Origin of the sequence: Telluribacter sp. (assembly GCF_035998675.1) — a bacterium.
Lineage (GTDB): Bacteria > Bacteroidota > Bacteroidia > Cytophagales > Spirosomataceae > Telluribacter.
On the sequence record NZ_DASYHI010000018.1, the window covers coordinates 86,088 to 105,950 of the forward strand.

Below are 19,863 nucleotides of genomic sequence, written 5' to 3' on the forward strand. Positions count from 1 at the left end.
AGGAGCCAATTCAGGAAAAAATCGTATTTAACTAATCCTAAAGTATTCCGGCTTCTCCGGTAAAGAGGGGCCACTACTATACAAAAAGCATGAAAAGAATCATTCAAATAACCTGTATGCTGCTGGCGAGCCTGTCGGTACTGTACGCGCAGGAATCGCCCAAGGAAGAAGATTTTTACAAGATCCTTACCCCCTCCATACCGGAAGGTATTATCCTGGAAGTAGGTGGACTGACCACTTTGCCCAATGGTTCGATGGGGATTTCTACCCGCCGGGGCGAAGTCTGGATCATGGAAAACCCAACCAGTCGTTCGCCTTACTTCCGGAAGTTTGCGTCCGGTCTGCACGAAATCCTGGGACTGGCCTGGAAAGATGGTGCCCTTTACTGCTCTCAGCGCGGTGAGCTTACCAAACTGATTGATAAGGACGGCGATGGCCGGGCCGATATCTACGAAACCGTATACGCCTGGCCTGTATCGGGACACTACCATGAGTACTCCTTTGGACCCAAAATAGCGCCCGACGGCAGTTTCTTTGTAAGTGGCAACGTGGCTTTTGGCAACGAAGAGTGGTGGCGGGGCGAAAGCCGCGTACCCAGCCGGGGCTGGATTTTCCGGATTACTCCCGAGGGCAAGTACGAGCCCTACGCCACGGGTGTACGCTCGCCCGCGGGTATCAGCATGCTGGACGGCGAGCTGTTTTATACCGATAACCAGGGCGACTGGATGGGGTCCGGCGGCATCTGGCACGTAAAGAAAGGGAGCTTTATGGGCCACCCGGCGGGTCTTCGCTGGGCCGGTGAGCCGGGCTCACCCGTGAAGCTGACCGAAAAGCAGTTCTTTGCCGAGCTGGACAACCAGCAGGTAAAAGATGCCAACGGCCGCTACATCAAGCCGGAGAATAATCCTGACGATAAGAACCCCCGTTACCTGTACCAGCTGAAGGAAAAATATCCGGAAACCGTACAGCTACCGGCCGTTTGGCTTCCCTACGGTATTCATGGCGTATCAACCGCCGAAATTATCAAAGATGACACTAAAGGCGGCTTCGGACCATTTGCCAGGCAGTTTTTTGTGGGCGACCAGGGACAGAGTAAGATTATGCGGGTAGTACTGGAAAAAGTAAAAGGCGAGTACCAGGGTGCCGCCATTGAATTCCGGAGTGGTTTCCAGTCGGGTGTACTGCGTATGTCGTACGCCAAGGACGGTTCCCTGTTCGTAGGCGAAACCAACCGCGGTTGGGGCTCCGCCGGTGACGCCAATCAGGGCCTGCAGCGCCTGGTATGGAACGGCAAGATGCCCTTCGAAATGTACACGGTAAAAGCCATGCCCGATGGATTTGAAGTGAACTTCACCCTGCCCGTTGATCGTAAGTCGGCGGAAAACCTGAATTCGTACAACATCAGCAGCTATATCTATAAGCACCACGCGGTATACGGTAGTCCTCCGATCAATACCGAAGCGGTACCCATCAAAGGGGTGAAGGTGTCGGAAGATGGCAAGACGGTACGGATCGTACTGGACGGACTGCGTCAGTACTATGTTCACCACCTCGACCTGAGTGGTATCCGGGCGGCCAATAACTACTATTCGCTGGTGCATCCTTCGGCCTACTATACCCTCAACAATATTCCCGATGGGGAAAAGCTGAAAGTATCGGAGCTGAAAACCAGCCGGACTGGCAACGCCACGGTGGCCGCTGCCACGGGGGCCGCTACCACGGGAACTGCTACCGAGCGGGTATCACCCGATGCAAAGAACCAGCCTGCCACTGCAGTAGCAACGGCCAAGGTACCTACTTACGAAGAAGTGCAGCCTTTGTTGCAGCGGAACACCTGCCTGGCCTGCCACGCCATTGACAAAAAAGTAGTAGGACCGGCCTATACCGATGTAGCCAAACGCAAGTACTCGAACGAGAGAATCGTGGAGCTGATTTATAAGCCGGAACCATCCAACTGGCCTGAATACGCTACGCCCATGGCGGCCATGCCACAGGTACCCAAAGCGGACGCCATGAAAATAGCCGCCTGGATTAACTCGCTGAGTAAGTAATCCGGAGAGACAAAGTCTTGGTAAAGAAGCAGTGCTGGTAAAACCTGGCACTGCTTCTTTTTTGATGATATTTTGAAAAAGAGTACTTTTCAGGCTATAAATCCTTAACACACTACCATGAACCTACTCGGCAATATTATCTGGCTCATCTTCGGCGGTCTGCTGGTCTTTATTGAGTACATGATTTCCGGCCTGGTACTTTGCCTGACCATTATTGGTATTCCTTTCGGCATCCAGTGCTTCAAGATTGGTATGCTCAGCCTGTTTCCCTTCGGCCGGGAGGTGCGGGAAGTACCCGGCAGTACCGGCTGCCTCTCTACGCTGTTTAATATTATCTGGATTGTGGTAGGAGGCATCTGGATCGCGCTCACGCACCTGGTGTTCGGTATCTTACTGGCTATTACTATTATCGGAATCCCCTTTGCCAAACAGCATTTCAAGCTCATGAGCCTTTCCTTTACGCCTTTTGGGAAGGAGATAGTATAAACCTTATTTTTTAACCACAGAGGTAAGGGAGTTTTGGCACAGAGTTGAAAAGAGTGAATGTAAACGCTGTGACCTCTGTGCTACTTTGTGGTTAAAATAAAAAGATCTACTGGTACCCCAGCGCCTGCAGGTTGAACAGCTCGGCGTACTTGCCATCCAGCTCCAGTAGCTCGTGGTGGGAGCCGTACTCCAGTAGCTGACCATTTTCCAAAAAAAGAATCCGGTCGGCCATCCGGACGGTGGAGAAGCGGTGGGAGATGAGTACCGCCATTTTTCCTTTAATCAACGTACTGAAGCGCTGAAAAACCTCGTGCTCGGCGCGGGCGTCGAGGGCGGAGGTAGGCTCGTCGAGTACCACAAGCTGGGCGTCGCGCATATAGGCCCGGGCCAGCGCCACCTTCTGCCACTGTCCGCCCGATAGCTCCTGTCCTTTCTTGAAGCGCTTCCCCAGTACCTGCTGAAACCGGTCCGGCAGGCGGTCCACTACCTCCTGCGCCAGGCTCTTGCGGGCGGCATCCTCGATCAGTACCTCTTCGTTACGGCGCTCAATATCACCCACGGCGATGTTTTCGGCGACGGTCATTTCGTAGCGGATATAGTCCTGAAATATAATGCCGATGTTGGCCCGCAGGTCCGAGAGCTGGTACTCGGCCAGGTCCCGGCCGTCGAGCAGGATGCGACCTTCGGTGGGTTCGTAGAGGCGGGCCAGCAGCTTCACGAGGGTAGTTTTGCCCGCGCCGTTTTCTCCCACCAGCGCCAGCTTTTCGTCCGGCTTTAGCGTAAACGACAGGTTCCGGACCGCCCACACCTCACTGTCGGGGTATTTAAAGCTGACTCCTTCAAACGTAAAGCCTTTCTGAATGGGGCGGGGTACCTTCAATCCCGTGGCGTTGGCGCCGATAGTAGGTATTATTTCAAAAAAATCAAACAGGTCCTGCAGGTACAGCGCACTTTCGGCAATGCTCGAAAAACGGCTCATGATACCCTGCAGCATCCCGTGCATCCGCTGAAACGACCCCGCCAGGAAGGTCATGGTACCGACGGTGATGAGCCCGCCGAGCGTCTGCATGAGCACAAACACAAAGGCTGCGTAGTAGGCCAGCGTACCCAGTACCGCCAGCAGGTACCCCCACACAGCCCTTCCGATGGCAATTTTACGGTTTTCGTGGTAGTACTTGTCCGACAGCGTTTTGAAACGCTCGGTGAGGTAATTTTCCAGACCAAATACTTTGACTTCCTTGGCCGTTTCGGCGCTGGCCCCGATGTAGCGCAGGTAGTCTAGTTCACGGCGTTCGGGTGTCCAGCTGCGGGTGAGGGAGTAGGTACGTTCGTTGAAGTGGGTTTCGCCCAGGAAGGAGGGGATTACGGCCACAATCAGGATCAGGATCAGCCAGGGGTTAAAGGCAATGAGTCCCACCCCTAGCAGGAGCAGCGTGATGATGTCCTGAATCTGGGAGAGCGTCTGCGACAGCAATACCGTACGGCTGGTAGTTTGTCGGCGGGCCCGTTCCAACTTATCATAAAACACCGGGTTTTCAAACTGGTACAGATCCAGTTTGGCCGCGTGGTGTACCAGGTCCACGGAGGTTTTATTCGCCAGAAGGTCGCCCAGCAGGCTATCGCAGAGGTTAATAGCGCGATTCAGCAGGTCAGAAATCACGGCCAGTCCCAGTTCCACCGCTACCAGAGTCCAGAGGTACCTTTGCGAGCCCAAGGGGGTATCCAGCAGTCGGATTACCTCGTCAATAATCTCCTTGCCCACGTAAAGTACCGCTAGGGGTATAGCCGACTTAAGCAGCCGAAACAGGATATTCCCAACGGTGAGCGATTGACTCGTATTCCATACCAGCCGGAAAAAACGCGGAAGGTTTTGCAAGGCCGAAAAGCGCTTGCGTAACGTTTGATTATCGGCGGGCTGGGCGGGTGGCGGAGGTTTCAATACAGGAATGACTTCGGGTTTATATTGAAATCATTCTTAGGCAGAAAAAGTTCTTGGAGGTAAGTCTGCCGGAGGAAGTGTTGAATAGAGATTATTTATGGAAAAAGTATAGGAAAAGCTACTCTGGGCTATCGTTATGAAGAATGAATTTACTCTCATATATCTCAATGCATCCTTTTGTAGTCTTAAATAACTCATGCACGATGGGCCAGTTATTTTCAAATATATCCAGTAGCCGGGACGTAGGTATATTTCCTAAATTTACCTTTAAAAGGCGTAAGGGACTCGATTGTAATAAATGAGAATCAAGAAAATCAGCATCTTTTGTTAGTACAACATATCCATGCTTATCAGCAAATTCACAAATAGCCTTATCAGTTGTAAAATATGAGTCAGGAAGTTCATTTACATGAATTGCCTCGATACCTTTTTTTTGAAAAAAACGTACAATTCGAAAAGCAATGTGTACGTCACATAGTATCTTCATGCAGCCAGAGGAAACGATTTTCCGGCTACAGTTTTACTGGCAAACTGCAGGCAGGCCAGAATATCCTCCCGTTCCAGCTCCGGATGATCTTCCAGAATCTCCTCTTCAGTCATCCCTGCTCCCAGCATATCGAGCAATACCGCTACCGGCCAGCGCATCCCTCTAATACAGGGCTTACCGTGGCAGATGTTACTATCAATAGTTATTCTGGATATTAGATTCATTATAAGGATAGGATTTTACCAAAAGTAGTAAAAATTTTATTTTCAGTTCCTGATTCCTCACCTGGCTTTCACCGCTTTGATCCGGATGGTACGTACGAAGTTGGAAGCGCTGGAAGTACACTGTATGGTTTCGGTAATGTAGAGGCTGTCGCCCCGGAAGTACCCCTCGCCGGTCATGGTAGTGAGGCCGCACTGGTCTTCGCCCACGCCCCGGTCGTAGCTGAAGCGGTTCTGGCTGCCAAGTTGAGCCGTAACTATTTGTTCGGTAGGTACAATTCCCTTTATCCCAAAACTACTATTGGTCTGTTTGGTGATCGTTAAGGAAACTTTCACCGTGTCGCCCGGAGCGCTGTTTCCCTGTTGGCTATTCGAAAATATTTTGATTCCCCGGTACTTACCATCCATACTGTCTGAATAAGCCAGGGGAGAAGCGGATTCATCTTTTTTATTGCAGGAAAAAATAAAGGTACCGGCGGTTATCAAACACGTTAGAAAAATTTTCATAACAACAATGGGTTAAATATCAACTAATAAAAACCAGCGGTCAGGGGCAGCCAAGAAAAGTGGTCAAACCAGAAGACTTGTTTTTTAGTAAACGATAAGCGGAGGCTTTTGTATATTTCGGCATCATTAAGTATACCAGATTAATAAAAATAGTAACAGAAGTCAGGATTATGATCAGAAACGACTGGACTCCGGAGGAAGTAAAAGCTATTTATCACACCCCCTTACTGGATCTTATTTTTAGAGCCGCCCAGACCCACCGCTCCCACCACGACCCGGCGGAAGTGCAGGTGTGTACGCTGCTATCGGTCAAAACGGGCGGCTGCCCCGAAGACTGTGCCTACTGCCCGCAGGCGGCCCGGTACAACACGGGTGTAAACGCCCATAAGCTCATGGACGTGCAGGAAGTACTACAGCACGCGCAGCGGGCCAGGGAGGCCGGAAGTACCCGCTTCTGCATGGGAGCCGCCTGGCGCGAAGTGCGCGACAACCGCGACTTCGACAAGGTACTTGACATGGTAAAGGGGGTAAACGCGCTGGGCATGGAAGTATGCTGTACCCTGGGAATGCTTACCGATACCCAGGCCCAAAAGCTGAAAGAAGCAGGCCTTTACGCCTATAACCATAACCTCGACACCAGCGAGGAATTTTACGACGACATCATCACCACCCGTACCTACAGGGACCGGCTGGAAACGCTGGAAAACGTGCGTAGTGCTAAAATTTCAGTTTGTTCGGGGGGAATTATCGGAATGGGTGAAACCCACGATGACCGCATGGGTATGCTGTATACCCTGGCTACCCTGCCTGAGCATCCGGAGTCGGTACCGGTCAATGCCCTGGTGGCGGTAGAAGGTACCCCACTTGAAGACCAGGAACGGGTACCGGTATGGGATATGATCCGGATGATTGCGACGGCCCGTATCCTGATGCCTAAGGCCATGGTGCGCCTTTCGGCAGGTCGCGTGTACATGAACATGGAGGAGCAGGCGCTTTGCTTCCTGGCGGGAGCCAACTCTATCTTCTCGGGTGATAAGCTCCTGACCACGCCTAACAATGAGTCCGACTTCGACGCTATGATGTTCCAGACGCTGAACATCCGGCCACGCCAGGCTTTTAAGGATAAGGAAGTAGATTTAACTCTCGTGCAGGAATGGTAGCAAGGCCATGCGGCCCGGATCATGTTTGAGATTCCTGTCATTTTCGTTGAAGTACCTCCTCGATTATTGCTTTGTAGCTGCGCCCAATGGGCAGTTCGATGCCATGGATTCGGAAATAGGTGGCGCTAACCGCCTGTACATGATCCAGGGACACAATAAAGGATTTGTGAATCCGTAGGAACTGCTCAGAGGGCAGTTTTTCTTCCAGATAACTGATCCGCAGATAAGACACCAGAGTACCCGACAATGTGTGTATCTTGACGTAATCCTTCATCCCCTCAATCCAAAGAATGTCTTCGAGGAAGATTTTAACCATTTCCTTGTTGACTTTAAAGTATTGGTAGGCTTTCCCAGTTTTGAGGGAGTGGGAAGGATCTGGTTCAGATGTGGGCAGGAATCGGTAGATTTTACCTACCGAGTGCAGGAAACGCTCAAAAGAAATAGGCTTTATCAGAAAATCCACTGCATCGAACTCATAGCTGTCGAGTGCATATTCCCGAAATGCTGTCGTGAAGATCACTTTTGGCCGGTAGCCCAAAGGGCGCAGTAATTCGAAGCCCGTCAGGCGGGGCATCTGGATATCCAGGAAAAGCACATCGACCTGATTTTGCTGTAGAATCTTCAAAGCCTGGGTCGGATTATGGGATACGCCGATCAGGTCCATGTCCGGCAACCGGCCGATGTGGCTGGCCAGTAAGGCGGTGGCAAGGGGTTCATCATCCAATACAAAGCAACGAATAGCCATCAGTTAACATTGAATTTTAGAACAGCCAAAAATTGACCTTCTTCCGAAAGTGTTTTTAATTTATACATGCCAGGAAACAGGATGTCAAGCCGTTTCCTTAGGTTGGACAGCCCCAAGCCTTGGGCTGCCGGTCGCGCCGGATCATCAGGCAGGGAGTTCTCCACCGTAAAAATCAGTCGGTTCTCCATTAGTGACAGGTGTAATTGGATCCAGCAAGAGCCTTCCGACTGGGCAGCTCCGTGCTTGAAGGCGTTCTCCACGAAGGGCAAAAGGAGCATAGGTGGAATCATCAGATCTTTTAGGTTGTCCAGCTCCCCGAAGTTAGTTATCACTTCCAACCGATCAGAATAACGAATCTGTTCCAGGGCAATATAATCCGTTAGGTATGTGATTTCTTTGGCAACCGATACTGTGGGACGGTTGCTTTCGTACAGTTGGTAGCTAAACAGTTCGGCCAGCCGCAGCAGGAGGTTTGGCATTTTATCCGGCTGGTGCATTGAAACAGAAACCAAATTATTGAGTGTGTTGAATAGAAAATGGGGTTGGACTTGCGACTGAAGCAGGCGGTACTCGGCGGCGAGTTTTTCGCGGCGATAGGTCTCGCTGAGTTGCTGCTGCCGCTGGGCGTGACGAATCAGTGAGACCACGACAAAGAGGGCTACCACCAAGTGCAGCTGCATCGTATCGGCCAGGATTTTAGGCCAATACCAAAAAGGTTTGAGCAATACAATTTGATAGTAAAGGGGGTAGAGCCAAATATAATTAATGGCGCGACGCACTATCCCGAATACAAGCAGGCCACCTAGCAAACTACCCCAAAATCCAAGCAAACGGCCGGGAAAAAGAAAAAATCGAACTGTAACCAACAGATGCCAATAGCCTGCCACCATTATGAGGGGGAGGTGTAACGTAATGGAGATAAAACTGTTCTGATAACTATCCCGGTGGGCCCCAGAATTGAGCCACTCGAATAGAAAATAACCTACCCAGAAAATGCCATGCACCCATATATCCCGATGAGATTTGAGCACACCAAAACTAAATATTGTCTGAAATCTCTTTACCATGTAGACACTAATATACATTTACTTTCTCTCTTCGTCACCGAAATTAGCCCAACTACCCAACTTCACCCCTTAACGGACGAAAAACTCGTCCAATGACAGAATTAACCGACCAACTACCCTGAATGGGTGCTGAATGTTGTGTGGAAGCATAAACTGGTCGTTAGTCTAAATTGCCTGCATGGTATAGGATTCGACCCTTTATTTGCCTAGGGAATAATCCTCCATTTATTTCATCAAACCCACCAGACATGTTACGACCTACCCAATCTCGAATATTCACTCCCGGGAGTTATACAGTAATTTTTCTAGCGGGAATAACCGTTTTACTCTGGCTTCTTGCCGCCACACCACTTCGGGCCCAATCCTGGGAAGTAGCGAATAAAAATCTTACCGCAACCGAACAGGCCCGGGGCTACTGGCGACTCGAAACGAATATCGTGGACCGAAGCACCTCCATTCGATTTTTTACCCCTACGGATGAACTACTGTATGAAGAGACATGGCCCGAAAAATGGGTAAAACTGACGGCAAGAAATAGGAGATATTTAGACCGGCTCTTAGCCAAACTAATGGCGAAGAACCTGGTTGCTTCCCGAATCACGATCCAACCGCTTCCTACCGTGCTGGTCCGAAATGAGGCAGACAGCAGAATGTCGCGCCCTGACACCTCCCGCAATACTGCCGTGACACCTCCTTTGGTTTTCGCCTACATCAATCCGACCGGCAAGATCTACCTCGCGGTGAATAACCCCGAAGGGCTACGTTATAAGGTATCTTTGAGGGACGAAACGGGGCTATCGCTGTACGAGGAGTTTACCTATCTTGACCACTACCGTAAGTGGTTAGATATCTCCAATAGTACCCAAGGTACCATCCAACTCACGGTCAGAATCAACGACAGGTCGTTCATCTACCAGGTGAAAAGAAAGGATCACCGGACGTACGAAATGGAGGCTCCCTCGGGTGGGGGCGAGCTTGAGCGGTCAGCAAAAAAGCAGGAAGGCAAAAACGGTAGCTTATCCCCACTTAACACCAGTATGTGAAAATCTAAAAAGCACCAGGCGACGTTCAACCTAACTGCCCTGTTTTAGGCCGGATTTCCAGCCGGTCCCCTACTGACCCCATGAAGCTCATGATTAGTCACGGTGACCGCGCCCGATAGATGGTCTATTCCACCGGTACCTTCGGGAGCTTTTAGGATAGTGGTTTTTAGGCTGTCCGTTAGGGTACTATCGGTATCATGGGCAAACGTAATCTGCGTCAGGCTGCACAGCAGCATTACAACACCTAGCACTTTACTCACCACAGCGGAACCTCCACCTACCTGCTTTTTCATCAGCTTGTTTGATTAGAACTTTACTGATGCAAAAGTAGCGGATGGAGTACCTCAGGGAAGAACAGATTTCAAAGCATTACTTACGAAAATCAAACAATGGGTATCGGAGGTCAGTGGTTGAGGGGCCTTGGTATCTGTGAGACATTTTAAAGAACAAATACGCCAGGCAGGTACTTTTTTTGATAAAATTTGTTAAGTTTTAGACAAGCATGTGAAAAATATGATCTCGGCAAAAGATATAATCGTAGTAGACAGGGAAATTCTGGGAGGAACACCTGTGTTCAAAGGTACTCGAGTAGCAGTCAAAACCCTTTTTGACTACCTGGAATACAGCTCACTGGAAGACTTTTTGGAGGGCTACCCCACTGTAAGCAGAGAGCAAGCCGAAGCGGCTATCGAGCTGGCGGCTACTCTGCTCTATGAAGTAACCTCCAAATGAAGGTACTTCTGGACGAAAATATTGATGTTCGTTTCAAAAAGTTCTTTACAGGTACACCCTTTGAAGTCTACACGGTGCGCGACATGGAGTGGAACGGAGCAAAGAACGGACAACTACTTAAATTAGCCTCCGAACATCAGTTTGATGTCTTCGTCTGTGTAGATAAAAATCTGCCGTATCAACAAAATCTTTCGGCTCTTCCTCTTCCCGTTGTGATTATTGATGTTCATCGAAATATACTTCCACAATTACAGGAGGTCCTGCCTGGGCTATTCGAATTACTTGAGAAACAACTTGTAAATCAGGTTTATATAGTCAGATAGCAGGGCAAGTTATGCGTTACGAAATTAAACGGTCAGGCCGCCGAAGGAATCTTTACTTCAATATTAAATTCCTGTAGCAGGTCAGCCAATTGTTGCACAAAACTTGCGCGTAACTGCATGAAATTCTGAATAGCATTCTCATCAGGTTCCTTGAACTGCCGGTGGAATGCTATCATTTGATTGGCTTTCTGAATTTCTTCGAGCGTAGCCACTATCTCCTGGGAACGAACGGTTGCTTCAGCTAACTCCATGTCCAAAGATGATTTTTAAGTACCCTTTCTTCTGCCTCTTCCTGTTTTTTGTAAACAAATCATTCCAGTATAGCTGATTCGTGCGATATCGTATGAAATATTCGTGATCAGGAGGATAAACTTTTTCAAAGTAACAATCCAAATGTAGCAAATGAAAACGACTTTTGCAGGATTGTATAGTTGCGTTGTGCCTTTCAAAAGTCTGATAGTCAATGAATATTACGACGTCTATGTCATTGGGATGAGCTTTAGCGGTGGTAAAGCTACCATTAACAAACTGGACAAAGTGTGGCGTAATCTCAAGCTGGAGGTATTCTACAAGAGCAAAGTAGTTAATAAGCAGCTCTTCTCTTGTTAAAGTACCTCCCAGACTGCCTATAAGAGTATCTTTGCTTTCGGTCCAGTTTAATTCAAGTCCCGTATGAGGAGTTAAGTTGCCGTTGCCATCAAATTCTATCATGGCCTTTTCCTATAGTTCCCCCAGCGCCGCGATCAACTCCTCCACCTGCTCGGTAGAAGTGGCGGGGAAGTTGGCGATGCGTACCTGTGTAGCCTTGTGCTCGCCGTAGCCGCTGCCCACTACCAGTCCTTTGGCTTTCAGGGTAGAGATAATTTCAGAAGAAGGCTGTTTGGTACTGGCTACTACTACCGTTTGTGACCGGTGTCTGGACTCCTGTACGAATGGTTCAAATCCCTCGTGCTGCTCAATACATTTATAAAGAAGTTTAGCTTTTTGTTCTGTTTCCTTCCTAATCGTATCAACTCCTATCTTATTCATTTCTTCCGCTATCTTTCCTAAGAGGTATATTCCCATTACATTAGGGGTGGCGGGCGTCTCGTGGTTCTGGGCGTTTTTCCAGAGCGTGGGCAGGTCATGGTGGGCGCCAATGGTCAGGTTGTCGTACTTGCGCAGGCGCTCGGCTTTCTGCAAACACTTTTCATTGACGATCCAGACCCCCAGGCCGGAAGGTAGTCCGAAGGCTTTCTGCACGGAAAAGAAAGCGGTATCGATCAGGCTATAGTCCAGCTCGGGATAAGGAGCCGAGGATACCATATCAACAGCTATCAACTTAGAGGCATAGTTGCGCTTGATCTTATGAATATCCGACACGCGCATCTGTACACCGGAACTGGTTTCGTTCTGGGTTACACCTATTACCTCCGCGTACTCAGGGACCTCTACTTCGGTAGCGTCAAATCCCTGACCCATGGGCTTTTCAAGCTTGTGGGCGTGCTTGTGCAGGGCCTGGGCGTACTGAAAAAATTTCTTGGAAAAGGACCCATTGACCAGATGAAAACTCTCGTGCTCCACACAGTTAAGCAGAATACGCTCCCAGGCTTCCGAAGCCGACCCCAGAAACAGAATGGCGTGGGTGTCGGGCACCCCCAGCAGCGTGCGTAACTGCTCTACCGTGTGCTGATGGAGCGCGCGGTACTGCTGGCTCCGGTGAGAGATTGACCCTAACTGTTGTGTTACGAAGGTACTTAGATGCTGCTCAAAAGTAGGAAAGAGCTGGGCCGGTCCGGGGGTGTAAAAGGTATATTTCATAGGTAGCAGTAGTCAAAAAAGAGGCAACGCACAGAAAGAAAAAATCAGGTCTCTGCGCATTGCCTCATTGTTGGATAGTAGTAGTTAATATAACATCCGGAACCGGATAGTACCTTCAATCTCTTTGAGTTCTTTGATAAACTCTTCGGAGTAATCCCGGGCTATATCCACAATCACGTAGCCAATGGTTTCGTTGGTCTTCAGGTACTGACCCGTAATGTTAATATTGTTTTTGGCAAAAATGCTGTTCAGTTTGGCCAGCACGCCGGGTACATTGGCATGAATATGCAGCAGACGGTGGGAATCGCCCAGCTTGGGTAGCTGCACTTCGGGGAAGTTAACGCTGGCGTAGGTACTTCCGTTGTTGATGTACTCGAGCAGCTTACCCGGCACAAAGTACCCTATGTTCACCTGGGCTTCTTCGGTGCTACCCCCGATGTGCGGCGACAGAATTACATTATTCAATCCGCAGAGTTCGCTTTCAAAAGCTTCGTCGTTGGTTTTGGGTTCTTTGGGGAATACGTCCACGCCGGCTCCTGCCACCTTACCGCTCTTAACGGCTTCCGCCAGGGCCTGAATATCCACTACGTGGCCACGGGCCAGATTCATAAAGATGACCCCGTTCTTCATCAGCTCAAACTCCCGCTTTCCAATGAGGTTGGTATTTTCCTTCCGGCCGTCCACGTGCATACTCACGACGTCGGCCAACTGCAACAGGTCATCCAGGCTACGTACCTTGCGGGCGTTACCAATGGCGAGCTTATCTACCACATCATAAAAGTACACCTCCATCCCCAGCGCTTCGGCCACCACCGACAGTTGGGTACCTATGTTGCCGTAACCGACCAACCCTAACTTTTTACCCCGTACCTCAAAGCTACCAACGGCCGATTTGTCCCAGCCGCCCGTGTGCATCATATTGCTCTTGGGAACAATGTTGCGGATGAGCATGATCATCTCCCCAATAGCCAGCTCTACAACCGAGCGGGTATTACTATAAGGAGCGTTAAAAACGGCCACACCGCGCTCGGTGGCGGTTTTAAGGTCAATCTGGTTGGTACCAATACAAAAAGCTCCGATTGCCATCAGGCGGTTGGCGTTTTCGAGTACCTTCTTGGTAATCTGAGTTTTGGAACGGATACCAATAATGGATACATCCCGGATACGCTCGCAGAGTTCGTCTTCGTCGAGGGCTCCTTTTACAAATTCCACTTTAAATCCTTCCTCTTCAAAAGCCTGAACCGCTACGGGATGTACGTTTTCCAGCAGCAGTACTTTAATACGGCTCTTGGGGTACGACTGGCTGCGGTTGAGCCTGTTATGATACAGGAATTCATCCAGCGAAGCCGCCACGTGATCGGCTACTTTCACTACCCGCGGACGCTGTACGTTTTCGGTAAAGGCATAAAAACGGTTGGCCAGGCCCGACTCCCGCAGTTCGTAGTCGGTGTAGCCGTCGCCGATGACGTACACATCGCCGGGGAGGCTCAGGGTACGCAGGAGTTTTATTTTTCCACCGTCGGTCGACAGTACATTGGATTCATCAATGCCAATAATGGTACCCTCGGCGTCGAACCGGAACTCGTTGGCGTACACATGATCTTCGCGGATACCCAGCTCAGTGACAATGGGTACTATAAACTCTTTGAATCCGCTGGAAATAATATAGATATGGTCTACCTGCTCACTCAGAAACCGCTTGTTGCGCTGAAACGAATCAGAAACTTTGGTACGAAGTAATTCGACCAGTACCTCAATATGCTGACGATTGGCCGACAACAGCTCGATCCGGCGGCGCAGCCCTTCCGAAAACGACATTTCCCCGTTCATTCCCTTTTCGGTCAGGTCCCGGATTTGCTCAACGATGCGCACGCGATCAGAGTGTCCGGCCAGGGCTATGCTGGCTAGTTCGTCCAGTCCTTCCACTTTGGTGAAGGTACTGTCAAAATCAATAATAAAGTAGGTAGGAGTGATGGTCTGAGTCAACATGAAGCGGCAGGTGACAAATTTGCAATAGTGAAAATGTTACAAGCTGAGTGATAGTTATTGACCACTCTTCCTGCAAAATTACAAATCTGTTAACTACCTCACTAATAAAAAGTCAATCGTTCGAGCGGAACTTGCTATTATTCAACTAATACGCCAATTAATTCAATATACGGGTTGTTCCCGGAGGAATTTTAGCGCCCGCCGCTCCGACCAGTAGGCACCGTCGGTCATTTGGGCCGGTCTAAAGCCACAATGTCCGCCGTCCGTTGTCAGTTCGAGCCATACGTTGGGCAGGTCTGCAATGAGCTGCTGCGGCAGACTCTCCGGCGGAATAAGCGGGTCGTTCAGGGCGTTGACAATAAGAGTAGGAATGGCAATGTGCTCCACGTAGTACTTGGCGCTGGATCGGGCATAGTAGTCGTCGGCGCTGTCAAAACCGTGCAGGGCGGCGGTGAAAATATGGTCAAAATCGTAAAAGGTCTTCACGCGCTGGTACTGGCTGGCATCCAGGCGGTCGGGAAAGTGGCGGCCCTTCAGTTCAACTTTGGGTTTGAGCGTGCGCAGGAAGCGACGCAGGTACACGCGGTTTTCACGTTTTTCAATGGCGCGGCTGCAGGCGAGCAAGTCCATCGGCACACTGAAAACCACCGTTTTCTGAATGGCCGGATGAATGGAAGTACCCTGTTCCCCCACGTACTTCAGGGTCAGGTTTCCTCCCAGGCTGAAACCCATCAGGTTTATTTCGGTATAGCCTTTGGCAAGCGCGTGCTGTACCACCAGGTCCAGGTCGTCGGTAGCGCCGCTGTGGTAAAACCTGGCCTGCTGATTCATTTCGCCGCTGCAGCTGCGGTAGTTCCAGGCCAGACAGTCGTAGCCGTGGCGCGTCAGTAGCCGTACCATCCCCAGTATGTACTGGCGCGTGCTGTTGCCCTCCAGGCCGTGCGAAAGTATGACCAGCGGCATAGACTTTTCTCCGCAGCGGCGGCCGCCTTTCGCACCTTTCCTCCTTTCTGACCCTTCCTGCTTTCCTCCTTCATTCTCCTTTCCTCCTTTACTAAAAGCCCAATCCAAATCCAGAAAGTCCTGATCAGGAGTTACCATGCGCTCCCGCTGGTAGGGAACGTCACCTATTTTTCTGAAAAGAGCAGGATAAATACTTTGAAAATGACCATTGGGAAGCCAGAAGGGGGCAATGGGGGAGGTGGTATGAACTACGGGCATGCGCTATTTTCGGTAAAGCTAAGGTACTTCTTCCCTAACACATGGGAACATTGCGTGGTTCAGGCTGGTGACCGACCGGGCGCTAAGTTACAGATTAAGTACCACCAATTACTCCAGTACTAACCAGTGGGGTACCAAAAGAAAAATAGAAAGGTTTTCCAACCAATGCGGTAGCGTTAAGGTCATTAATCAAAAAAAGTAAATGAAGAAGTTAAGTTTATTACTTGGTATAGTACTATTAATTAGCTGCGAAGCGGATGAGCTAACCGCCACCGAAAAGTCGCTGGTAGGTACCTGGCGGCTGGCCGAGTTTTGTGTGAGCCCCGGAACGGGCGAGTGTACACTGCAACCGGCCTCGGCCATTCAGACCCAGACGCTGGAATTCAGAAAAGATGGCAGTTTTATTGAAAGAATACCGGAGCGACAAAAGTTCTGGACGCCGGTGGTCAGTTCGGGTCAGTATACTGTGCTGGAAGAAAACAGCCGCATACAATTTCGTTTCGACGTATCGTCCAGTACCGTTCCGGCCGATTGGGGGTACCAACTGTCGGGAAAGCGCATGACCTTGCTTCCCACCTGCTTTGAGGGTTGTAAGTACACCTACGAGAAGATAAAATAGGGGAGCGGTTAGTCCCTGCGCTTTATTTCGGCTTGCCGCATGGGCATGGAGTCAATCAGTCCAAATAGTTTTTTAGTTTCGACCGGCTCCTCGCTCTGTAGCTTTACGGAGCCATCTTTACCGATTAGCCACACGCCAAAGTTGGACGGATTGCTCTGAAACTGGCGAATAAGGTAGCTTTGGTCGGCGCGGCTCAGCTGCGCAGGCAGGCACTCAATCACGACCAGATCCCGGTCATCGAACTCGGCTTGCTGGTCTTCAAACTGACGCATCTGCTCCTGGAAGGCGTCAGACTCCACGCTGGGCGCGTACACCAGTACAATCCGGTTTTTCCAGATCAAACTACCAATGCGGTCCTGTAGGGAAGGCATTTCCTGGGCAACCCATACCAACATCATCACTGCTATCCACATAGGTAACACTATTATTTCTACTAGCTTAACCCGTTGACAGCTGGATAGGTTTTGTTACTCGAATAAATCCTCGGTACGGTCAAGCATCAGAATGGACGACTGCGGCACAATCACATATTTTTCGCCGTCGTATTCCAGGTCAATGGCGTTGCGTTGCAGATAAATGGCCACATCGCCCTCCCTGGCCTGCAGAGGCATATATTTTACTTTCTCTTCCGTTTCTTTCCAGGGTTCCTCCTCGGCGGCTACCGGTATCGGGTAGCCGGGTCCTACTTTAATGACATAGCCGCTTTGTACCTGCTCGCGCTCCGTAACTGTAGGGGGTAAGTACAAACCACTGTTGTTGCGTTCATTGGGACTTTTGGGACGTATCAGTACCCGGTCACCTACTATAATGAGGCGTCTCAGGCGGTTATCGGCAGTAACTTCGTACATGGTTGTGAGCTGTTAGCCGTTAGGTTATTAGCTTTATCTGGATTTTTGTAAATATTAGTCAGCCTTTCTTCATAGGCTTGCCGGATAGGTCTCGCCCCTATATAAAATGGCTACTGGTCAATGGCTCACTGGTCACTGCAAAAAAAGTATGCACAGTACTTTCTCGTGCCAAAATGGCAGCGTCAGAACTGGAAGTAGATAAACTGATTGGAAGTAAATACCCCCAGGAAGTACGTCAGGAAGGCAATAAGGCCAAAGAGTACAAAAAATGTAAGGGAATTGCGGGTGGGGATGAAAAGGAAAAAGTGCTCCTTCACCAGCAGAATCAGGATCAGGAATCCACAGAACCACATTTCGACGCTATTGAAAGGCGTACGCAGGGGAGCGTCCCAGGAGAGCGTAAAAATCTTGTTCAAGATCATAAAAGCCTGACCGACGGGAGCTTTGTCATTCCGGAAAAACACCCAGGTCAGCATGACCAGTACAAACGTAAAAAATAAGTTGAAGGCCGTAACAGCCGGATTTTTGGGTACATGAATGCCTGACTTCTTCATCCACTTGTCGCGCAGGCCGCCCAATACCGAGTATAAGCCGTGCAAACTACCCCAGATGACATAGTTCCAGCTGGCTCCGTGCCACAAACCACTGACTAAAAACACCGTAAACAGGTTGACCTGGCGGCGGCCTTCGCCCCGGCGGTTTCCGCCCAGCGGTATGTACAGGTAATCGCGAAACCAGGTAGAAAGCGAAATATGCCAGCGCCCCCAGAAGTCGGAAATGGAGGTAGCTTCGTAGGGCCGGTGAAAGTTCTCCATCAGCGTAAAGCCCATAACCCGGGCAGCCCCGATGGCAATGTCGGAGTAACCCGAGAAGTCACAGTAGATCTGAAAGGTAAAGAACAAAGTAGCGACCAGCAGCGTGAGCCCGTTATGGTCGGTTGGGTTGTTGTAAGCGTAGTCGACCATCAGGGCCAGCCGGTCGGCTATGACTACCTTCTTAAACATGCCAAAGGCCATTTGCATCAATCCCGCCTTTACATTTTCAAAATCATATTTGAAAAAGGAATGATACTGGTAGAGCATGTTCTGCGGACGCTCAATGGGACCGGCCACCAGCTGCGGGTAAAACATCACGTACAGGGAGTAAATCCCGAAATGTCGCTCGGCGGGCTGATTTCCCCGGTATACCTCTATGGTGTAGCTCATGGCCTGGAAGGTATGAAAAGACAGACCAATGGGCAGGAGTACATTGCCCACCCCGTTGACCATCCACTCGGCCACCCGGTGCGGCAGCAGGCCGTCGAGCGGAGGTACTATGGCCCGAAAACCTACCGTGTTGAGAAAACCATTGACCGAGTCGCCCAGGAAGTCGTAGTACTTAAAAAAAGCCAGGATACCGATATTGGAAATCAGACTCAAGATCAGGAGCGCTTTTTTCTGTTTTTGGTCGTGCGTTTTTTCCAGCCAGATTCCCGCAAAATAATCAATGACAATGGTACCAAACAAGATCAGGATATAGACTGGCTTGAATACCATGTAAAAGTAGCAACTGGCTGTCAGTAGCAGTACCCAGCGCCCCCGCCACGACAGACTGTAATAGGCCAGCGTAACGACAATAAAGAAAATCAGGAATTGGAGAGAATTAAAAAGCATTGGCTCAGACGTACTCGCGGTTGACTATTTCTTCTTTTACAATGAAAAGTGGACGATTTTTGGACTGAAAAAATATTCTGAGCACGTACTCCCCGATAATACCCAGGGCCAGCAACTGCACCCCGCTAAAAAGGATAACAACAAAAAGCAAAGCGGTAAAACCTTCAATTACCGGGTCAAAGAACAGCTTCTTTATAACCACAGCAAAAAAGTATATTAACGATATAAGAATGGCGATGGCCCCGGTAGTGGTCATGAACTTAATGGGAAATTCACTGAAATTGAAGATACCGTTGTAAGCCAGCTTAAATAGCTGCTTGAGGGTGTACTTCGACTCGCCCGCCACCCGCTCGTCCCGCTCATACTCATAGCCAACTTGCTTAAAACCAATCCAGGTACGCATCCCGCGCAGGTACCGGCTTTCTTCGGGCATCTTGATCAGTACATTGGCAACACGGCGGCTGATGAGCGAAAAATCACCGCTATCCAGCGGAATTTCAACGTAAGAAATAGACTTCAGAATTCGGTAAAACAGGTAGTAGCTCGTCCGTTTGGCCATGTTTTCTTTCCGCTTGCGGCGAACGGCATACACTACGTCGTACCCTTCCCTGAGTTTTTTGTAGAACTCGGGCAGCAGCTCGGGGGGGTCCTGCAGGTCACCGTCAATGATGAACAAAGCCTCACTGCCCCGCGCCGAAGCGATACCCGCCGACAGAGCCAACTGATGGCCGTGGTTCCGCGACAGAAACACGCAGTGGTACCGGTCGTCGGTCAGGGCCAGCTGCCGCATCATCAGTGGAGTGTTGTCACGACTACCGTCGTCCACCAGTACTACCTCAATGGTCATCGGCATGCTGTCCATCAGGGCATTGAGCCGGTCTACCAGTAGCGGCAGTGACTCCGATTCGTTATACAGGGGGGCAACAATAGATATCTGTGGCGTTTCCAAGTAGTTTTTGTTTTACGGACCGAT

Annotated in this window: 23 protein-coding genes; 7 read left to right on the top strand and 16 right to left on the bottom strand. The window is 49.9% G+C overall.

What is annotated here, in order from left to right; translation table 11 throughout:
* Positions 1 to 89: 89 nt before the first annotated feature.
* Positions 90 to 2,051, top strand: coding sequence for a c-type cytochrome (locus VGN67_RS11035; RefSeq protein ID WP_327486881.1), 1,962 nt, complete (start codon positions 90 to 92; stop codon positions 2,049 to 2,051).
* Between the two features lie 117 nt (positions 2,052 to 2,168).
* A complete protein-coding gene (locus VGN67_RS11040; protein ID WP_327486882.1) occupies positions 2,169 to 2,537 on the top strand; it encodes a YccF domain-containing protein in 369 nt (122 codons plus the stop codon).
* A gap of 106 nt (positions 2,538 to 2,643) precedes the next feature.
* Here the strand turns inward: VGN67_RS11040 and VGN67_RS11045 are convergent, their stop codons facing one another.
* The 4 genes from VGN67_RS11045 to VGN67_RS11055 all read right to left on the bottom strand — a co-directional run bounded on the left by VGN67_RS11045 (position 2,644) and on the right by VGN67_RS11055 (position 5,691).
* Positions 2,644 to 4,476: an ABC transporter ATP-binding protein gene (locus VGN67_RS11045; protein WP_327486883.1), complete on the bottom strand. Its 1,833-nt coding sequence runs from the start codon at positions 4,474 to 4,476 to the stop codon at positions 2,644 to 2,646.
* Positions 4,477 to 4,594: 118 nt separating this feature from the next.
* Positions 4,595 to 4,963 (bottom strand): DUF5615 family PIN-like protein, encoded by a 369-nt coding sequence (locus tag VGN67_RS24530; RefSeq protein WP_414717307.1) that lies wholly within the window; start codon positions 4,961 to 4,963, stop codon positions 4,595 to 4,597.
* A complete protein-coding gene (locus VGN67_RS11050) occupies positions 4,960 to 5,187 on the bottom strand; it encodes a DUF433 domain-containing protein (RefSeq protein WP_327486884.1) in 228 nt (75 codons plus the stop codon). The genes VGN67_RS24530 and VGN67_RS11050 overlap by 4 nt, the downstream gene beginning before the upstream one ends.
* 57 nt (positions 5,188 to 5,244) lie before the next feature.
* The gene (locus tag VGN67_RS11055; protein ID WP_327486885.1) at positions 5,245 to 5,691 is read right to left on the bottom strand and encodes a hypothetical protein; all 447 of its coding nucleotides are present in this window, start codon (positions 5,689 to 5,691) and stop codon (positions 5,245 to 5,247) included.
* Between the two features lie 170 nt (positions 5,692 to 5,861).
* Here VGN67_RS11055 and bioB point away from each other — a divergent pair, with 170 nt between their 5' ends.
* Positions 5,862 to 6,851: a biotin synthase BioB gene (gene bioB, locus VGN67_RS11060; RefSeq protein WP_327486886.1), complete on the top strand. Its 990-nt coding sequence runs from the start codon at positions 5,862 to 5,864 to the stop codon at positions 6,849 to 6,851.
* Positions 6,852 to 6,888: 37 nt separating this feature from the next.
* Here bioB and VGN67_RS11065 read toward each other — a convergent pair whose 3' ends face one another.
* Both VGN67_RS11065 and VGN67_RS11070 read right to left on the bottom strand, forming a co-directional pair.
* Positions 6,889 to 7,596, bottom strand: coding sequence for a LytTR family DNA-binding domain-containing protein (locus VGN67_RS11065; RefSeq protein ID WP_327486887.1), 708 nt, complete (start codon positions 7,594 to 7,596; stop codon positions 6,889 to 6,891).
* Positions 7,596 to 8,486, bottom strand: coding sequence for a sensor histidine kinase (locus VGN67_RS11070; RefSeq protein ID WP_327486888.1), 891 nt, complete (start codon positions 8,484 to 8,486; stop codon positions 7,596 to 7,598). The genes VGN67_RS11065 and VGN67_RS11070 overlap by 1 nt, the downstream gene beginning before the upstream one ends.
* 425 nt (positions 8,487 to 8,911) lie before the next feature.
* On the opposite strand from VGN67_RS11070, the gene VGN67_RS11075 reads away from it, so the two are divergent.
* Positions 8,912 to 9,706, top strand: a complete 795-nt coding sequence (locus VGN67_RS11075) for a hypothetical protein (protein ID WP_327486889.1) — start codon at positions 8,912 to 8,914, stop codon at positions 9,704 to 9,706.
* Between the two features lie 44 nt (positions 9,707 to 9,750).
* Here the strand turns inward: VGN67_RS11075 and VGN67_RS11080 are convergent, their stop codons facing one another.
* On the bottom strand, positions 9,751 to 9,999 hold the full coding sequence (locus tag VGN67_RS11080) for a hypothetical protein (protein ID WP_327486890.1): 249 nt from the start codon (positions 9,997 to 9,999) through the stop codon (positions 9,751 to 9,753).
* Positions 10,000 to 10,219: 220 nt separating this feature from the next.
* Here VGN67_RS11080 and VGN67_RS11085 point away from each other — a divergent pair, with 220 nt between their 5' ends.
* Together VGN67_RS11085 and VGN67_RS11090 are read left to right on the top strand one after the other, a co-directional pair.
* Positions 10,220 to 10,438: a DUF433 domain-containing protein gene (locus VGN67_RS11085; RefSeq protein ID WP_327486891.1), complete on the top strand. Its 219-nt coding sequence runs from the start codon at positions 10,220 to 10,222 to the stop codon at positions 10,436 to 10,438.
* Positions 10,435 to 10,761, top strand: a complete 327-nt coding sequence (locus VGN67_RS11090; protein WP_327486892.1) for a DUF5615 family PIN-like protein — start codon at positions 10,435 to 10,437, stop codon at positions 10,759 to 10,761. The genes VGN67_RS11085 and VGN67_RS11090 overlap by 4 nt, the downstream gene beginning before the upstream one ends.
* 32 nt (positions 10,762 to 10,793) lie before the next feature.
* Here VGN67_RS11090 and VGN67_RS11095 read toward each other — a convergent pair whose 3' ends face one another.
* From VGN67_RS11095 to VGN67_RS11115, 5 genes are all read right to left on the bottom strand, one after another.
* Positions 10,794 to 11,012: a hypothetical protein gene (locus tag VGN67_RS11095; RefSeq protein WP_327486893.1), complete on the bottom strand. Its 219-nt coding sequence runs from the start codon at positions 11,010 to 11,012 to the stop codon at positions 10,794 to 10,796.
* On the bottom strand, positions 10,999 to 11,472 hold the full coding sequence (locus tag VGN67_RS11100; RefSeq protein ID WP_327486894.1) for a DUF6932 family protein: 474 nt from the start codon (positions 11,470 to 11,472) through the stop codon (positions 10,999 to 11,001). The genes VGN67_RS11095 and VGN67_RS11100 overlap by 14 nt, the downstream gene beginning before the upstream one ends.
* 9 nt (positions 11,473 to 11,481) lie before the next feature.
* Positions 11,482 to 12,561, bottom strand: coding sequence for an aminotransferase class V-fold PLP-dependent enzyme (locus VGN67_RS11105; protein ID WP_327486895.1), 1,080 nt, complete (start codon positions 12,559 to 12,561; stop codon positions 11,482 to 11,484).
* Positions 12,562 to 12,645: 84 nt separating this feature from the next.
* Entirely contained in the window at positions 12,646 to 14,550 is a 1,905-nt protein-coding gene (gene serA, locus VGN67_RS11110; protein ID WP_327486896.1) for a phosphoglycerate dehydrogenase, read from the bottom strand.
* 162 nt (positions 14,551 to 14,712) lie between these two features.
* Positions 14,713 to 15,771, bottom strand: coding sequence for a YheT family hydrolase (locus VGN67_RS11115; RefSeq protein WP_327486897.1), 1,059 nt, complete (start codon positions 15,769 to 15,771; stop codon positions 14,713 to 14,715).
* A 202-nt stretch (positions 15,772 to 15,973) separates the two neighbouring features.
* Here VGN67_RS11115 and VGN67_RS11120 point away from each other — a divergent pair, with 202 nt between their 5' ends.
* On the top strand, positions 15,974 to 16,390 hold the full coding sequence (locus VGN67_RS11120; protein ID WP_327486898.1) for a hypothetical protein: 417 nt from the start codon (positions 15,974 to 15,976) through the stop codon (positions 16,388 to 16,390).
* Positions 16,391 to 16,398: 8 nt separating this feature from the next.
* On the opposite strand, the gene VGN67_RS11125 is transcribed toward VGN67_RS11120, so the two are convergent.
* The 4 genes from VGN67_RS11125 to VGN67_RS11140 form a co-directional block, all read right to left on the bottom strand.
* Complete coding sequence (locus tag VGN67_RS11125) at positions 16,399 to 16,803, bottom strand: DUF4174 domain-containing protein (protein ID WP_327486899.1); 405 nt, start codon at positions 16,801 to 16,803, stop codon at positions 16,399 to 16,401.
* 54 nt (positions 16,804 to 16,857) lie between these two features.
* Positions 16,858 to 17,238 carry a co-chaperone GroES family protein gene (locus VGN67_RS11130; RefSeq protein ID WP_327486900.1) on the bottom strand — a complete coding sequence of 127 codons (381 nt, stop codon included), beginning with the start codon at positions 17,236 to 17,238 and terminating at the stop codon, positions 16,858 to 16,860.
* A gap of 182 nt (positions 17,239 to 17,420) precedes the next feature.
* Positions 17,421 to 18,890 carry an MBOAT family O-acyltransferase gene (locus VGN67_RS11135; protein WP_327486901.1) on the bottom strand — a complete coding sequence of 490 codons (1,470 nt, stop codon included), beginning with the start codon at positions 18,888 to 18,890 and terminating at the stop codon, positions 17,421 to 17,423.
* A 4-nt stretch (positions 18,891 to 18,894) separates the two neighbouring features.
* Positions 18,895 to 19,839 carry a glycosyltransferase family 2 protein gene (locus VGN67_RS11140; RefSeq protein ID WP_327486902.1) on the bottom strand — a complete coding sequence of 315 codons (945 nt, stop codon included), beginning with the start codon at positions 19,837 to 19,839 and terminating at the stop codon, positions 18,895 to 18,897.
* Between the last annotated feature and the right edge of the window lie 24 nt (positions 19,840 to 19,863).

Bases quoted from the DNA above. Each gene is read 5' to 3' on its own strand.
- VGN67_RS11100 (WP_327486894.1), bottom strand. From the start codon at position 11,472: ATGATAGAATTTGATGGCAACGGCAACTTAACTCCTCATACGGGACTT.
- VGN67_RS11055 (WP_327486885.1), bottom strand. From the start codon at position 5,691: ATGAAAATTTTTCTAACGTGTTTGATAACCGCCGGTACCTTTATTTTT.
- VGN67_RS11090 (WP_327486892.1), top strand. From the start codon at position 10,435: ATGAAGGTACTTCTGGACGAAAATATTGATGTTCGTTTCAAAAAGTTC.
- VGN67_RS11095 (WP_327486893.1), bottom strand. From the start codon at position 11,012: ATGGAGTTAGCTGAAGCAACCGTTCGTTCCCAGGAGATAGTGGCTACG.
- VGN67_RS11125 (WP_327486899.1), bottom strand. From the start codon at position 16,803: ATGTGGATAGCAGTGATGATGTTGGTATGGGTTGCCCAGGAAATGCCT.
- VGN67_RS11050 (WP_327486884.1), bottom strand. From the start codon at position 5,187: ATGAATCTAATATCCAGAATAACTATTGATAGTAACATCTGCCACGGT.
- bioB (WP_327486886.1), top strand. From the start codon at position 5,862: ATGATCAGAAACGACTGGACTCCGGAGGAAGTAAAAGCTATTTATCAC.
- serA (WP_327486896.1), bottom strand. From the start codon at position 14,550: ATGTTGACTCAGACCATCACTCCTACCTACTTTATTATTGATTTTGAC.
- VGN67_RS11065 (WP_327486887.1), bottom strand. From the start codon at position 7,596: ATGGCTATTCGTTGCTTTGTATTGGATGATGAACCCCTTGCCACCGCC.
- VGN67_RS11070 (WP_327486888.1), bottom strand. From the start codon at position 8,486: ATGGTGGCAGGCTATTGGCATCTGTTGGTTACAGTTCGATTTTTTCTT.
- VGN67_RS11130 (WP_327486900.1), bottom strand. From the start codon at position 17,238: ATGTACGAAGTTACTGCCGATAACCGCCTGAGACGCCTCATTATAGTA.
- VGN67_RS11035 (WP_327486881.1), top strand. From the start codon at position 90: ATGAAAAGAATCATTCAAATAACCTGTATGCTGCTGGCGAGCCTGTCG.
- VGN67_RS11115 (WP_327486897.1), bottom strand. From the start codon at position 15,771: ATGCCCGTAGTTCATACCACCTCCCCCATTGCCCCCTTCTGGCTTCCC.
- VGN67_RS11085 (WP_327486891.1), top strand. From the start codon at position 10,220: ATGATCTCGGCAAAAGATATAATCGTAGTAGACAGGGAAATTCTGGGA.
- VGN67_RS11135 (WP_327486901.1), bottom strand. From the start codon at position 18,890: ATGCTTTTTAATTCTCTCCAATTCCTGATTTTCTTTATTGTCGTTACG.
- VGN67_RS11120 (WP_327486898.1), top strand. From the start codon at position 15,974: ATGAAGAAGTTAAGTTTATTACTTGGTATAGTACTATTAATTAGCTGC.
- VGN67_RS24530 (WP_414717307.1), bottom strand. From the start codon at position 4,963: ATGAAGATACTATGTGACGTACACATTGCTTTTCGAATTGTACGTTTT.
- VGN67_RS11105 (WP_327486895.1), bottom strand. From the start codon at position 12,561: ATGAAATATACCTTTTACACCCCCGGACCGGCCCAGCTCTTTCCTACT.
- VGN67_RS11080 (WP_327486890.1), bottom strand. From the start codon at position 9,999: ATGAAAAAGCAGGTAGGTGGAGGTTCCGCTGTGGTGAGTAAAGTGCTA.
- VGN67_RS11040 (WP_327486882.1), top strand. From the start codon at position 2,169: ATGAACCTACTCGGCAATATTATCTGGCTCATCTTCGGCGGTCTGCTG.
- VGN67_RS11075 (WP_327486889.1), top strand. From the start codon at position 8,912: ATGTTACGACCTACCCAATCTCGAATATTCACTCCCGGGAGTTATACA.